This is a genomic window from Stenotrophomonas sp. pho (assembly GCF_006228405.1).
In the GTDB taxonomy this organism is placed as follows: Bacteria; Pseudomonadota; Gammaproteobacteria; order Xanthomonadales; family Xanthomonadaceae; genus Stenotrophomonas; species Stenotrophomonas sepilia.
The window spans coordinates 1,734,436-1,748,690 of the sequence record NZ_CP029759.1; the positions used below are offsets into that span (position 1 = coordinate 1,734,436).

General features: G+C 66.6%; 11 protein-coding genes and 3 pseudogenes. 11 read left to right on the forward strand and 3 right to left on the reverse strand.

Annotation, left to right across the window (positions count from 1 at the left end; genetic code table 11):
- The first annotated feature begins 204 nt into the window (after window positions 1–204).
- The 6 genes and pseudogenes from rsmD (at window position 205) to DL544_RS08245 (ending at window position 5,016) form a co-directional block, all read left to right on the forward strand.
- Window positions 205–783 carry a 16S rRNA (guanine(966)-N(2))-methyltransferase RsmD gene (rsmD, locus tag DL544_RS08220; protein WP_005416144.1) on the forward strand — a complete coding sequence of 193 codons (579 nt, stop codon included), beginning with the start codon at window positions 205–207 and terminating at the stop codon, window positions 781–783.
- 26 nt (window positions 784–809) lie between these two features.
- On the forward strand, window positions 810–1,319 hold the full coding sequence (gene coaD / locus DL544_RS08225) for a pantetheine-phosphate adenylyltransferase (protein WP_139726975.1): 510 nt from the start codon (window positions 810–812) through the stop codon (window positions 1,317–1,319).
- A gap of 59 nt (window positions 1,320–1,378) precedes the next feature.
- Entirely contained in the window at window positions 1,379–1,870 is a 492-nt protein-coding gene (locus tag DL544_RS08230) for a hypothetical protein (protein WP_004153167.1), read from the forward strand.
- A 132-nt stretch (window positions 1,871–2,002) separates the two neighbouring features.
- Entirely contained in the window at window positions 2,003–2,284 is a 282-nt protein-coding gene (locus DL544_RS08235; RefSeq protein ID WP_004153175.1) for a YfhL family 4Fe-4S dicluster ferredoxin, read from the forward strand.
- Window positions 2,281–4,011, forward strand: a complete 1,731-nt coding sequence (ggt, locus tag DL544_RS08240; protein ID WP_139726976.1) for a gamma-glutamyltransferase — start codon at window positions 2,281–2,283, stop codon at window positions 4,009–4,011. Before DL544_RS08235 ends, ggt begins: the two co-directional genes overlap by 4 nt.
- Window positions 4,012–4,129: 118 nt before the next feature.
- Window positions 4,130–5,016, forward strand: a pseudogene (locus DL544_RS08245) (MBL fold metallo-hydrolase).
- Between the two features lie 41 nt (window positions 5,017–5,057).
- Here the strand turns inward: DL544_RS08245 and DL544_RS08250 are convergent.
- Both DL544_RS08250 and upp read right to left on the reverse strand, forming a co-directional pair.
- Window positions 5,058–5,351 carry a PsiF family protein gene (locus tag DL544_RS08250; protein WP_139726977.1) on the reverse strand — a complete coding sequence of 98 codons (294 nt, stop codon included), beginning with the start codon at window positions 5,349–5,351 and terminating at the stop codon, window positions 5,058–5,060.
- A 186-nt stretch (window positions 5,352–5,537) separates the two neighbouring features.
- Window positions 5,538–6,170 (reverse strand): uracil phosphoribosyltransferase, encoded by a 633-nt coding sequence (gene upp, locus DL544_RS08255; RefSeq protein WP_005416149.1) that lies wholly within the window; start codon window positions 6,168–6,170, stop codon window positions 5,538–5,540.
- A gap of 217 nt (window positions 6,171–6,387) precedes the next feature.
- On the opposite strand from upp, the pseudogene DL544_RS08260 reads away from it, so the two are divergent.
- The 4 genes and pseudogenes from DL544_RS08260 to DL544_RS08275 all read left to right on the forward strand — a co-directional run bounded on the left by DL544_RS08260 (window position 6,388) and on the right by DL544_RS08275 (window position 12,003).
- Window positions 6,388–8,900 (forward strand): annotated as a pseudogene (locus DL544_RS08260) (TonB-dependent receptor).
- Window positions 8,900–10,015 carry an NHL repeat-containing protein gene (locus DL544_RS08265; RefSeq protein ID WP_139726978.1) on the forward strand — a complete coding sequence of 372 codons (1,116 nt, stop codon included), beginning with the start codon at window positions 8,900–8,902 and terminating at the stop codon, window positions 10,013–10,015. Before DL544_RS08260 ends, DL544_RS08265 begins: the two are co-directional and overlap by 1 nt.
- Before the next feature lie 14 nt (window positions 10,016–10,029).
- Window positions 10,030–11,378 (forward strand): annotated as a pseudogene (locus DL544_RS08270) (purple acid phosphatase family protein).
- Between the two features lie 10 nt (window positions 11,379–11,388).
- Complete coding sequence (locus DL544_RS08275; protein ID WP_065179491.1) at window positions 11,389–12,003, forward strand: inorganic diphosphatase; 615 nt, start codon at window positions 11,389–11,391, stop codon at window positions 12,001–12,003.
- A gap of 19 nt (window positions 12,004–12,022) precedes the next feature.
- On the opposite strand, the gene DL544_RS08280 is transcribed toward DL544_RS08275, so the two are convergent.
- Window positions 12,023–12,607: a hypothetical protein gene (locus DL544_RS08280; protein ID WP_065179490.1), complete on the reverse strand. Its 585-nt coding sequence runs from the start codon at window positions 12,605–12,607 to the stop codon at window positions 12,023–12,025.
- 109 nt (window positions 12,608–12,716) lie between these two features.
- Between DL544_RS08280 and DL544_RS08285 the strand changes: the two genes are divergently transcribed.
- On the forward strand, window positions 12,717–14,132 hold the full coding sequence (locus DL544_RS08285; RefSeq protein WP_065185201.1) for a cryptochrome/photolyase family protein: 1,416 nt from the start codon (window positions 12,717–12,719) through the stop codon (window positions 14,130–14,132).
- The last annotated feature ends 123 nt before the right edge of the window (window positions 14,133–14,255 follow it).

The following is a 14,255-nucleotide window of genomic DNA, read 5'->3' on the forward strand; positions in this document are numbered from 1 at the left end:
ATCGCGTCTGGGGTAGAGCCCCCTGAGTCAGGGGGCGGCCGCGAAGCGGCGGGGGTATGGAAGCTGGTAAGTGGGGCCCGCGTTTCGCGCAGCGAAGCGTGGGAGCGACAGTGCGCATGCGTTGGCGCGTCCCCGGCCGCGGGCCGGCCGAACTACAATCCCACTCATGCTGAAATTCTTGAATACCTCCCGCCGGGGGCGCCAATGAGCGGCCGTGGGGGCAACGACGGCCAGGTCCGCATCATCGGCGGTCGCTGGCGCAATACCCGCTTGCCGGTGCCGACCCTGCCGGGGCTTCGGCCCAGCAGCGACCGTGTGCGCGAGACCCTGTTCAACTGGCTGATGCCCAAGCTGGGCGGGGCCCGCGTCCTGGACCTGTTCGCAGGCAGCGGCGCATTGGGGCTGGAAGCCGTCTCGCGCGGTGCCGCCCACGCCACCCTGGTCGAGCGCGATGCGCAGCTGGGACGCAACCTGACCGCCGCCGTGGCCAAGCTGCAGGCCAGCGACCAGATCAGCGTCGTGCAGGCAGATGCCCTGCGCTGGCTGCAGGGTGCGCAGGCGCAGCAGGCCGATCTGGTGTTCATCGACCCGCCATTCGCCGATGGCCTGTGGCAGGACGTGCTGGCCCAGCTGCCGCGGCACCTGGCAGCCGATGCCTGGCTGTACCTGGAATCGCCGGCCGGCCACGTGCCGGTGCTGCCGCAGGGCTGGCTGCTGCACCGCGAGGGCGGCACCCGTGAGGTGCGCTTTGCCCTGTACCGCCGTGCCACTGCTACACTTTGACCTCATCTGAACATCTGCTACCGCCCATGACCGTGGCCAACCGCCGCATTGCCGTCTATCCCGGCACGTTCGACCCGATCACCAACGGTCACATCGACCTTGTGAGCCGGGCCGCGCCGCTGTTCGAAAAGGTCGTGGTCGGCGTGGCGCAGAGCCCGTCGAAGGGCCCGGCGCTGCCGCTGGAACAGCGCGTGCAGCTGGCGCGTGGCGCCCTGGCCCACCATGGCAATGTCGAAGTCATCGGCTTCGATACCCTGCTGGCCCATTTCGTACGTTCGGTCCAGGGCGGGGTGCTGCTGCGCGGCCTGCGCGCGGTGTCCGACTTCGAGTACGAGTTCCAGATGGCCAGCATGAACCGCCACCTGATCCCCGAGGTCGAGACCCTGTTCCTGACCCCGGCCGAGCAGCACAGCTTCATTTCGTCCTCGCTGGTCCGCGAGATCGCGCGCCTGGGCGGCGACGTGTCCGGTTTCGTGCCGGCCGCGGTGCTCGAAGCCCTGCGCAAGGTCCGCGAAGCGAAGGCGTCACAGTCGTAAGCCCGCCGTACCTGCACCCCATTACGTACAACACCACGCACCATTCCGGGAGGAAATCCATGAACACCACCATGCGCGCGATGCTGATCGCTTCGTTGGCCCTGGCCTTCACCGCCTGCAAGAAGGAAGAGGCCGCTCCGGTCGACGAGGCCAAGCAGGCCCTGGTCGCTCCGTCCAAGGACGACGATGCCGGCTGGAAGAAGTACCTGCAGGAAGTGGCGATCCAGAACATGGGCAACATCACCAACAGCCCGTTCCTGTATTACCTCTCCCCGGAATCGGACCCGGACTTCCAGGCCAAGTACGAGCGCCAGACCGAGAGCGCGACCCAGGCCGTGGCCCGTGGCGTGCAGCCGGGCAACATGCTGGCCTTTGGTTCGTCGGCCTCGGGCAAGATGGCTGACATGATCCAGGCCGTGTTCAAGGACGTGTCGCCGGATTCGATGAAGGGCGTGCGCGTCGTCTTCATCGGCCAGTCGGCCGACAACGCCCGCGTGCAGGCTGCGATCCAGCCGACCGGTGCCGAGTACATTTTCGTCGAAGCCAAGTAATACCGAGCCATGGCGGCCATGCTCCGGCATGGCCCGGGCGGCGTCCTGCCAGGGCGCCGCTGATGACCTGACCGGCCCGCGCGCCCGCGCTGGCCGGTCCTTTGTCCCAAGGCGCGGGCGAGGAGTATCGCCATGTCGCTGAAAATCAACGAGCTCTGCGTCAACTGCGACGTCTGCGAGCCGGCCTGCCCGAACCAGGCCATTGCGATGGGTGAAACCATCTACGTGATCGACCCTGCGCGCTGCACCGAATGCGTGGGTCATTTCGACGAGCCACAGTGCGTGGTCGTCTGCCCGGTCGAGTGCATCGACCCGGATCCGGAGATCGTGGAAACGGAAGACCAGCTGCTGGCCAAGCTGCGCCAGCTGCAGCACGATCACCCCGAACTCTATGCGGAGCCCCCATCCGAATGAAGACGCTGATCGTCCGCCCCCTGTTGCTGCTCGGCCTGCTGCTGAGCCCGATGGCCTGGGCCGACAGCCCGGCCCGTGCCGAGCGCCCCGACGGCGCAGCCATTGCCAGCGGCCACGCGCTGGCCACCCAGGCCGGTATCGATATCCTGGCGCAGGGCGGCAACGCCTTCGACGCTGCGGTGGCGGTCTCGTCCACGCTGGCGGTGGTCGAGCCGATCAGTTCCGGACTCGGCGGCGGCGGCTTCTTCCTTCTGCACGACGCGGCCACCGGCAAGGACGTGATGCTGGATGCACGCGAGACCGCACCGGCGGCGGCCACGCCGCAGGCCTTCCTCGACAAGCAGGGCAACCTGGACCGCGACCGCTCGGTCAACGGTGCGTGGTCGGCGGGTATTCCCGGCCTGCCCGCAGCGCTGGTCGAACTGTCGGCCCGGCACGGCAAGCTGCCGCTGTCTGCATCGCTGCAGCCGGCGATCCGCATCGCGCGCGAAGGCTTCCCGGTGTACGACCGCATGGCCAAGGGCTATGCGTCGCGCCGTGAAGTGATGGAGCGCTATCCCGGCACGCGTGAAGTCTATCTGCGCAACGGCAAGCCGATCGCCAGCGGTGACCTGTTCAGGCAGCCGGAGCTGGCGCAGACGCTGGAGCGCCTGGCCGCAGGTGGCTTCGATGGCTTCTACAAGGGCCAGACCGGAAAGCTGCTGCTGGCCGGCGTCAAGCAGGCCGGCGGCAAGTGGACCGCTGAAGAGCTGGCCGGCTACCGCGTGAAGCAGCGCGAGCCGATCGTGTTCAACTACAACGGCTGGAAGATCACCACCGCGCCGCCGCCGTCGTCGGGTGGCATCGCGCTGGCCAGCATGCTGCAGATCCTGGAAGGCTGGGACATCAGGAAGATGGACCCGGCGCACCGCACCCACCTGGTGGTGGAGTCGATGCGCCGTGCCTACCGCGACCGTACGTTCTTCCTCGGCGATCCGGACTTCGTGCAGATCCCGCAGAAGGTGCTGACCAGCAAGGACTACGCACAGGGCCTGCGCGCGACCATCCATCCGGAGAAGGCCACGCCCAGCGACCTGCTGTCGGGCAATCCGACGCCGCTGGAAGACGACGAGACCACGCACTTCTCGATCATCGACCGCGACGGCAACCGCGTCGGCGCCACCCAGACCGTCAACCTGCTGTACGGCTCGGGGCTCATTCCCAAGGGCACCGGCGTGCTGCTGAACAACGAGATGGACGATTTCGCGCTGAAGCCGGGTACGCCCAATGCCTTCGGCGTGATGGGCTACGAGGCCAATGCGCCGAAGCCGGGCAAGCGCATGCTCAGCTCGATGACGCCGACCTTCATGGAAAACAGCGACAAGGTGATCGTGCTGGGCACGCCGGGTGGCAGCCGCATCATCACCATGGTGCTGCTGGGCATCCTCGGCTACGACGCCGGCCTGGACGCGCAGCAGGTTGCCGCGCTGCCGCGCTACCACCACCAGTGGCTGCCGGATCTGATCGAAGCCGAGGACGATGCGTTCGACGCGGCGACGGTGAAGCAGCTGCAGGCGATGGGCCACAGGATCGACCTGCCGGGCAATGTCGCCGCCGGCGGTCGCGGTTCCAGCCACGTGTGGGGCAACCTGCAGACCGTGGAATGGGACCGCAAGGCGAACAAGCTGTTCGGCGGCAGCGACCCGCGCAATCCGGTGGGCAGTGCCCAGGTCGTGCCGGCCCACTGATGTGGCGGTGCCGGCCACTGGCCGGCAATCTGGCAGATCACCAGGACCCCGCCAACCGGCGGGGTTTCCTGTTTCCTTTCTAGCGATTATTTAACAGTCCGGCGCCGATAATCGACGCATGAAACTCTGGTCTATTCGTGGAAACTCGCAGCGCCTGGACGGCGGCGCGATGTTCGGCAACGCGCCGCGTGCGTTGTGGGAAAAATGGGCGGCTCCGGACGAGCTCAATCGCATCGAGCTGGCCTGCCGTGCGCTGCTTGCCAGTCCGCTGGAAGGCAAGACAGTACTGTTTGAAACCGGTATCGGTGCGTTCTTCGACCCGCGCATGCGCGAGCGTTATGGCGTGCAGGAAAGCCAGCACGTGCTGATCGATTCACTGCGCGAAGCGGGTTTCGAGCACGAGGACATCGACGCGGTGGTGCTCAGCCACCTGCACTTCGATCATGCCGGTGGCCTGCTTGCCGCATGGAGCGAAGGGCGTGAGCCCGAACTGCTGTTCCCCAACGCAACCTATGTGGTTGGTGCGCAGCATTGGCAGCGCGCCGTGCGGCCACACCCGCGCGATCGGGCCAGTTTCATTCCTGAGCTGCCCGGCCTGCTGCAGGCCAGTGGCCGCCTGGAAGTAGTGGAGGGGAGTACTCGAAGGCGCTCGGCCGCAGCGTGCGCTTCAGCTACAGCGATGGGCATACGCCGGGGCTGATGCTGGCCGAGATCGTTGGCCACGCGCATGCCGGTGAAGATGCGCATGGTGGCGTGGTGTTCTGTGCCGACCTCATCCCAGGTCGTTCATGGGTGCACGTGCCGATCACCATGGGCTATGACCGCAATGCCGAATTGCTGATCGACGAGAAACGGCAGTTCCTTGAAGACAAGCTGGCGCGCAACGTGCGGCTGTTCTTCACCCACGACCCGCAGGTGGCGCTGGCGCAGCTGGGCCGTGATGACAAGGGACGTTTCGTGACCCTGCACGAACAGGGCGAGCTGAAGGCGCGCGCCCTGGGTTAATGGCAGAGCCGAGCGTGGGCTCGGCTCCACATCACTCGTCGTTACGACGCCTTCAGGCAGCTGCTCATGAAGGTCTTGCGCGCATCGCCGGCCAGCTTCTTCGCGCCTGCGTCAGCGTTGCATTTGCGCATGCGTTCCTGCTGCGTATTGACCGGCTTGGTTTCGACGGCATGACCGCTGAGGCAGGAGCTCTGCGCGGTCTTGTAGGCATCCCCCTTCAAGCCCTTGTTCTTGGCCGAGCATTCGGCCATGCGCTGCTGCTGCGGGGTGGTGGCATTGGCAGTCAAGGGCAGGCCGACCAGCAGGACAGCGGCCAGCAGGAAAGAGGCTTTCATCGGGAGCTCCAAGCGGTGGCGGGTGCGCGGAGCATTCGCTTCCGACCGGTAAGGCCACGTGAAGAATCACGCGTCGGCCACACCCGCGTCCACGGGCGTTCACGTGACGCGGCGAAGCGGGCCGGCGAACGGTTGTCGGGTCAGAGCCCTCTCCTGCGGAGAGGGATCCGACCACGGTTCGCCGGATCAGCCGACGCGGGTGCCGAAGATGCGGTCACCCGCGTCGCCCAGTCCGGGCAGGATGTAGCCCTTGTCGTTGAGCTGGGCATCGATGGCCGCAGTGTAGATTTCCACGTCCGGATGCACGGCCTTCACTGCTTCGATGCCTTCGGGCGCGGCCACCAGGAAGATGCCCTTGATGCGACGGGCGCCGGCGCGCTTGAGCATGTCGATGGTGGCGATCAGCGTGCCGCCGGTGGCCAGCATCGGGTCGAGGATCAGTGCGTCGCGCTCTTCCAGGCGGCCGGTCAGGCGCTCGAAGTAGGGTACCGGCTGCAGGGTTTCTTCATCGCGCTGCAGGCCGACCACGCTGACACGGGCGGCCGGAATCAGCGACAGCACGCCGCTGAGCATGCCCAGGCCGGCACGCAGGATCGGCACCACGGTGATCTTGGCGCCGGCAATGCGCTGCACCGTCACCGGGCCGGCCCAGCCGGCCAGGGTGTGCGGCTCGGTATCCAGGTCGGCGGTGGCCTCGTAGGCCAGCAGCGTACCCAGCTCGTTGGCCAGTTCGCGGAAATCCTTGGTGCTGAGCGCAGCGTTGCGCATCAGGCCGATCTTGTGCTGCACCAGCGGGTGGCGCACTTCGACGATCTTCATGGTCGGGAAGGGGAATAGGGAGAGAGGCCGCCATTTTGCCGGATTGGCGGGGCGAAGCCCAAACCGGGCCCGGGGCCGCTGTACATGAAATGTGCAGAGGCATGTCACGGCCATGCAACCTTGCGGACATACCGTGCAGACCCATTCTTAACAGGAATGGGGATTCCCAGTGCATATCAAGACTCCGTTGGCCGTTGCCATCACCCTGACCCTGGCGATGGGGGCTGCCGCCCCGCTGCAGGCCGCCGGGCAGCAGGCGGTAGCCGCCACCGGCGCCGTGGCGGCCGACGCGGTCGACCTGGACCGTATCGAGGTGCGCGCCCAGCTCGAATCGCAGATCCGCGCGGTCGACCTCAAGCGCGGCAGCGACGCCATCGAAGACGCGGTGTCCTCCGATGCCCTGGGCCAGTACCCGGACAAGAACGTGGCCGAGTCGCTGCAGCGCCTGCCGGGCATCAGCGTGACCCGTGACCAGGGCGAGGGCCGTTTCGTGGTCATCCGTGGCCTGGACGCCAATCTCAACAGCGTCAGCGTGGATGGCATCGCCGTGGGCACGCCGGAGGATTCCAGCCGTGCCGCGCCGCTGGACGTGATCCCGTCCGATTCCACCGAACGCCTGCGCGTGGTGAAGTCGCCGACCCCGGACATGCCCGGTGATGCCATCGGCGGTGCCGTGCTGGTGGAATCGGCCTCGGCCTTCGACCGCGACGGTCGCAGCCTGCGTGGCAAGATCGAGGGCAGCCACCAGCAGCTGTCCGGCGAGACCAGCCCGAAGGCGGCCTTCAACTACAGCGAAGTGTTCAACGACACCTTCGGCGTGGCGCTGGGCGTGAACTACCAGAAGCGCCGGTTCGAGTCGGACAACACCGAAGTGGAGTACGACGGCGAGGACGATGCCGCCCCGGTGACGTGACCGCGATCAACCTGCAACACCGCAAGTACGAGATCGAGCGCAAGCGCATCGGCGCCAACCTCAACCTCGACTGGCGGCCGGACGAAGACAGCAGGTACTACCTGCGCACGCTGTACAGCCAGTTCGACGATGCGGAGACCCGCCAGCGCGTGATCTTCAACTTCGACGACGCGAAGATGGTCAAGACCGGCACCGACCAGTACCGCCTGGATGGCATGCCGAAGGACTCGATCGACAAGCGCATGCGCTACCGCACCAAGAAGGAAAACACCTTCGCGGCCAGCCTGGGCGGCGAGCACAAGTTGACCAACGCCGTGGTTGATTACCGGATCGGCTACACCCGTACCGAAGAGCGCGTGAACGACGAGATGGAGGCGCGTTTCAAGCTCAACGGCAAGGCGTTCAACGGCAGCCTGGACCAGAGCAGCCGGCTGCCCAGCTACAGCTTCGACAACCCGCAGTGGCTGGACAACAGCAATTACGCGTTCGACCGCTTCGTGCTATCGCCCAAGCAGGTGAACGACAAGGAGCACAGCGCGCAGGTCAACGTGCGCTTCGACGGCGACAGCAGCAGCATCAAGTTCGGTCTGCTGGGCCGCTGGCGCGACCGCGACGTGAATGTGGAAGAGCGCGAACTACGCGTCGGCCCGAAGGTGGCGCTGGCGGGCTGGACCACCTCCTCGCCCGAACATCGCCACGGCAACTTCGGCGACGGCATGGATTCGGCGGCGATGCGTGCCTTCTGGGCGGCCAATGGCAGCCAGTACAGCGCCCGCCCGCAGGACGTCGGCGGCAATGCGATGACGTCGCTGGAAGAGGATTACGTGGCCAGCGAAGACATCTTCGCCAGCTACGCCATGGGTACCTGGGACGTGGGCGCGCTGCGCCTCATCGGCGGCGTGCGCGTGGAGAACACCCGCTTCAAGGCGATTGGCAACCAGGTGGACGTGGCCGCCAACGGCCGCAGCTTCACCGTCACCCCGCGCGTGGCCAACAGCAGCTACACCAACGTGCTGCCGGGCCTGCACCTGCGCTATGACGCGGCTGATGACTGGGTGCTGCGCGCCTCGGCCAACAAGACCGTATCGCGCCCGTCCTTCGGCGACGTCTCGCCGCGCGTGGGTTACAGCCGTGGTGACGAGGAAGTGCGCCTGGGTAACCCGGAACTGGATCCGTACGAGTCGAAGAACATCGACCTGTCGGTGGAGAAGTACATCGGCAGCAGCGGCATCGTTTCGCTGGGCCTGTTCCACAAGTCGATCGATGGCTACATCGTCGAAACCGTGCGCACCAATGATCCGGCCTACGGTGGATTCGATGTGACGCAGCCGATCAATGGTCGCAAGGCCACCGTGCGTGGTGCGGAGTTCAACTGGCAGCAGCAGCTGGCCTTCCTGCCGGACGGCCTGGATGGCCTGCTGGTCGGCGCCAGTGGCACCTGGCTGGATACGAAGTTCGATGCCGGCATCAAGGACCGTGCGGGCGAGGACTTCACGCTGCCGCGCGCTTCCAAGCATGTCTACAGCGCACACATCGGCTATGAAAAGTACGGTGTAAGCACGCGCCTGGCGGCCGTGTACCGCAGCGAGTACCTGGACAGCATCGGCAAGGGGCGCGCATTCGACATCTACGTGGCACCCAACACCCAGCTCGATTTCTCGCTTGACTACAAGTTCACCCCGCGCGTGAGCGTGTACTTCGAGGCGCAGAACCTGCTGGACAAGCCGTTGGAGCTGTACCAGGGCACCCGTTCGCGCACCCTGCAGCTGGAAGAGTACGGCCGCACCTATGCGCTGGGCCTGAAGGTGGCGCTGTGATGGGGCGTGGCGTCACTGTCCTGGCCGCCGCGCTGGCGGCTACGCTGGTCGCCGGCTGCACGCCGGCCACCGGCAACGATCCGGTTGCGGGAGCGGCCTCGCCGGCCGCCAGGGGCGAGCGCAAGGTAGCCACCATCGCCGAAGCGTTCCTGTCACCGATGACCCCGGCCGACAACATCGACTCGCCGGCGGCCTGGCGCGCGCCGGACGGCGTACTGTGGCTGATCGCCACTGCCAAGGCCACCGACAAGCTGGTGGTCTACGACGGCAGCACCGGCCAGCACCTGCGTGACGTCGGCAGCAGCGGCACCGCACCGGGGCAGTTCGACCGCCCAAACGGCATCGCGGTGACCGACGACCTGCTGTGGATCGTGGAGCGCGACAATCACCGCGTGCAGGTACTGCGCCTGCCGGACTTCGCGCCGCTGGCGACGTTCGCGGCGGACGACCTGCGCAAGCCTTACGGGCTGTGGGTCGACCGCCGTGCCGATGGCTACAGCGTCTACGTCACCGACTCCTGGGACAACGGCGAGGATGCACAGGGGCGCGACATCCTGCCGCCGCTGGCCGAGCTGGACAAGCGCGTGCGCCAGTATCACGTGACCCGCAATGGTGAGAAGGTCGACGCGAAGCTGGTGGCCAGCATCGGCGATACCACCGAGACTGGTGCGCTGCGCGTGGTCGAGTCGATCTGGGGCGATCCCGAGAACGACCGCCTGCTGATCGCCGAAGAGGACGAGAGCTACGCCAGCGAGTTCAAGGTCTACACCCTCGCGGGCCGCTTCACCGGCACCACCTTCGGCCGCGACGTGTTCAAGGCACAGGCCGAAGGCGTGGCCCTGCGCACCTGCGGCAAGGATGGCTGGTGGATCACCACCGAACAGGGCAAGCAGCGCAGCGTGTTCCATCTGTTCGACCGGCACACGCTGAAGCCGGTCGGCGCGTTCCAGGGCAATACCGTGGCCAACACCGATGGCATCTGGATGATGCAGCAAGCCAGCACGCGCTTCCCGCACGGTGCGCTTTATGCCGTGCATGACGACCAGGGCGTGGTAGCGTTCGACTGGGAGAGCATCGCCAAGCAACTGGCGTTGCCGCTGGAGTGTGGCGCATGAGCCGGCAGCGCGTGATGCGCACGTTGGCCCTGGGTCTGCTGCTGGCGCTGCCGTCGCTGTCGTTCGCGGCGGCCGAACCGAATACCCAGGTGCCGGCAGGTAGCCTCCACTACGCAGCGACGACGGTGCCGGACCGCATCGTCGCCTCGCCGGTGGCCGATTCCAGCCATGGGTTCGCAGTGGCCTGGCGCACCGATGGCAGCGTGCAGGCGCCGCTGCTGGAGATCGCAATGGCCGCAGATTCGCCGGCCATCGAAGGCATCCGCCAGGTTCGTGCGACGACCCGCGCGCTGCAGACCGAGAACGGCCTGTCGCACCACCATCGTGCAGATATCGATGGCCTGCAGCCGGATACCCAGTACGTCTACCGTGTGCAGGGCAACGGCAGTTGGAGTGCATGGAACCAGCTGCGCACGCTGGCTGCCGCCGACCAGCCGCTGACCCTGCTGTACTTCGGCGATACCCAGAACAAGAACGTCAGCCATGTCAGCCGCGTGGTGCGTGCCGCGCAGAAGGCCGCACCGCAGGCACGCATGAGCCTGTTTGCCGGCGACCTGGTCAGCGGCGGCGACAACATGGATGACAGCGAGTGGGGCGAATGGTTTGCCGCCGTCGGCTGGCTGGCGCAGGAAATGCTGGTGGCGCCGGCCATAGGCAATCACGAGTACTTCGAGGAATTCGAGGACACCCCGCAGGAGCGCCGGGTGCTGGGCCGCCACTGGCCGGTCACGTTCGCGTTGCCGGGCAATGGTGCCAGCGCTGCGCAGCAGAGCAGCTACTGGTTCGATGCGCAGGGCGTGCGCGTGGCGGTGGTCGATGGCACTTCGGCACTCGACCTTGGCACCGCCAAGGCACAGGCGCAATGGCTGGACAAGGTGCTGACCGGCAATCCGCAGCCGTGGACCATCGTGTTGCTGCACCAGCCGTTCTACTCGCCGCGCGAAGGGCGCGAGAACGCCGCGCTGCGTGAGGTGCTGTTGCCGGTGGTACGCCGCCACAACGTCGATCTGGTGCTGCAGGGCCACGACCACACCTATGGCCGCCGTGGCGAGGGGCAGGCCGCAACGCCGCAGTACGTGGTAACCGTGGCGGGGCCGAAGCAGTACCGTCTCTCCGACGAGGCACGAAAGACGATGGATCCGGTGGCCGAAGACACCCAGTTGTTCCAGGTGTTGAACATCGACCCGCAGCGCCTGCGCTATGAAGCACGCACCGTGACCGGCCGTCTCTACGATGCCTTCGAACTGCGCCGCGATGCCAAGGGGGGAAACAGCGCATGGAGCTGACCGAAGGCCGCATCGCACCGCGCGACTGCCCGCGTGCGCAGACCGCCAAGGGTCGCGCCGATCGCTGCTGGGAATGAGGAGATCCAGATGAAAACCGTACGCCGTCTTGTCCCCATGGCTGCCATCGGCGGGGCCCTGCTCCTGCTCGCGACAGCGGTGACCGCTGCCGATACCGTGCTGCATCCGTTCCTGGTGGCCCAACCAAGGGAAGCCCCGCGGGAGGTGAATCTGGCGGTGGAGATTCCCGCCGGCAGCGTGACCAAGTACGAGATCAAGGAAGACGGCCTGGTGCATGTGGACCGCTTCCAGTCGATGCCGGTCGCCTATCCGGCCAACTACGGTTCGATGCCGCGCACGTTGGCTGGCGACAACGATCCGCTGGACGCGCTGGTGCTGACCCGTGAACCCCTGCATCCGGGCGTGATCGTACGCTTCCGGCCGATCGGCTACCTGAAGATGATCGACGGCGGCGAGCACGACGAGAAGATCATCGGCGTGCCGACCGACAAGGTTGACCCGACCTACGCCAACATCCGCGACCTGGCCGATCTGCCGGAGATCGAAAGAGAGCGCATCGAAGCGTTCTTCCGGGTCTACAAGGACCTGCCGGCCGGGCGCAACCCGGTGCAGCTCAACGGTTGGGGCAACGCCGCCGAGGCGCGGGCGCTGATCAGCGAAGCGATGAAGCGCTTCGAAAGGTAGATCCGCGCCATGCGTGGATTCAGTCCAGCAACGTCTCGATGAACGATTCGGCCTGCAGGCGGTCGCCCAGTACCCGGGCCACCACCTGTACGGCTGCGTCCTGGTGTTCAGGGCGGATGCCGCCATCGTCATCGTCGTTGTAGAGGTCATCGCCGGCGTCGAGGTACACCGTGCCTGCTGCAGCCAGAGCTGCCATCAGGGTCGGCACGTCGGCAGTCATTTCGACGGCATCCAGCAGGCCGGCACCGTGATGGCTGAACAGCACACGGCCGTCGTCCAGATCGAGGATGAGCGGATCAGCGCTGCGATCGGCAATCACCAGCCAGTTCGAGGGCCAGTCGTTGATCCGTTCGCCGCTGATGCCATGCCATCGATAGCCGGCCTGATGGCTCCACAGGCGTTGCAGCGGCGGTATCCAGACATCAAGGCCGGGAACGGTGATGCCGGCGGTGCCTACCCGGGCATTGATCACTTCGCCCAGCGGCCCGACCTGCGCGTAGAAGCGTGCCAGTACCGGGGGCAGCGGGAACGGGCCCTGCCAGTCGCTCTCGTGCTGGGCATGCAGCAGCCCGAAGCGGGCGAATGAGGCGTGAAGATCATCCATGTCAGAGTCCATCGGGCAGCGGCCGTGCAGCCTAGCAGACGGCGTCTGCGCGCATCGCCTTCACCACCGCTGGCTATCATGTGCGCCTTCCACAACGAAGGCGGTGCATGTGTCGGTAGCGTTGGTATGGTTCCGCCGTGATCTGCGGCTGCAGGACAATCCGGCCCTGCAGGCCGCGCTGGACGCCTGTCACCATGTGGTGCCGGTGTACATCCACGCGCCGCACGAGGAAGGCGAATGGGCGCCCGGCGCGGCGTCCGATGCCTGGCGTCATCGCTCACTGGCCGCACTGGATGCCGACCTGCGCACGCGCGGCTCGTCGCTGGTGCTGCGCAGTGGTGACAGCCTGCCGGCCCTGCAGTTGCTGATCGAGCAGACCGGCGCCGAGGCGGTGTACTGGAACCGCAAGTACGAGCCGGCCACCCAGCCTCGCGACGCTACCATCAAGCGCACGCTGCGCGAGCAGGGCGTCGACGCGCAGAGCTGCAATGGCAGCCTGTTGTTCGAGCCCTGGGACATCGCCACCCAGCAGGGACAGCCGTACAAGGTGTTCACGCCGTACTGGCGCAACGTGCTCAGTCATTGGCGCCTGCCGGCACTGCAGGCCGCACCGGAGGCACTGACGCCGCACGCGGTCGGCAGCCTCGCACTTGATGATCTCCAGCTTGCACCGACGCTGGATTGGGATACCGGCTTCTGGGAGTACTGGCAGCCGGGTGAAGCCGGTGCGCTGGAGGCGCTGTCGGTGTTCGAGGACGGCGCCTTGCGCGGTTACCGCGAGCAGCGAGACCTGCCCGACCGCGTGGGCACCTCGCGGATGTCGCCGCACCTGCATTTCGGTGAGATCGCACCGTGGCGCATCGCGCATGCGCTGGAAAGACTGCGCAGTGCCGGCACCGATGCCGACATCGACGGCTATCTGCGGCAACTGGGCTGGCGTGATTTCGCCTACCACCTGTTGCATCACTTTCCGAAGACGCCCACGGACAACCTCAATCCGCGTTTCGACCGCTTCGCCTGGGCGGCACCGACTGCAGCGCAACTGCACGACTGGCAGCGCGGCAACACCGGCGTGCCGATCGTTGATGCCGGACTGCGCGAGCTGTGGCACACCGGCTACATGCATAACCGGGTGCGGATGATCGTGGCCAGCTACCTGTGCAAGCACCTTCGCGCGCACTGGCTGCATGGCGCGCGCTGGTTCTGGGACACCCTCGTCGATGCCGACCTGGCCAACAACACGATGGGCTGGCAATGGGTGGCCGGGACCGGCGCCGATGCCGCGCCGTACTTCCGGGTGTTCAACCCGGTCACCCAGGCCGAGAAGTTCGATCCGCAGGCCCGCTACATCAGCCGCTGGGTGCCCGAGCTGGCGGCACTGCCGGTGAAGGCGCGGTTTGCGCCGTGGCAGCATCCCCTGCTCCTGGCAGCACACGCGCCTGACTATCCACGCACGCCGATGGTGGACCTGGCTGAGGGCCGCGACGCTGCGCTGGCGGCATACCGCCAGTCGGGGGCGGGGTAAAGGGTGACCCGAGCGATCCGGTCAGTTAGCTGAACGCGGCCCTGTCGGCGCACCGGATCATCATCCCGACATCGCATTCGGCTGTTTATCCTCTCTGCGCCCGCAAGCCGCCGGCCGACCGGA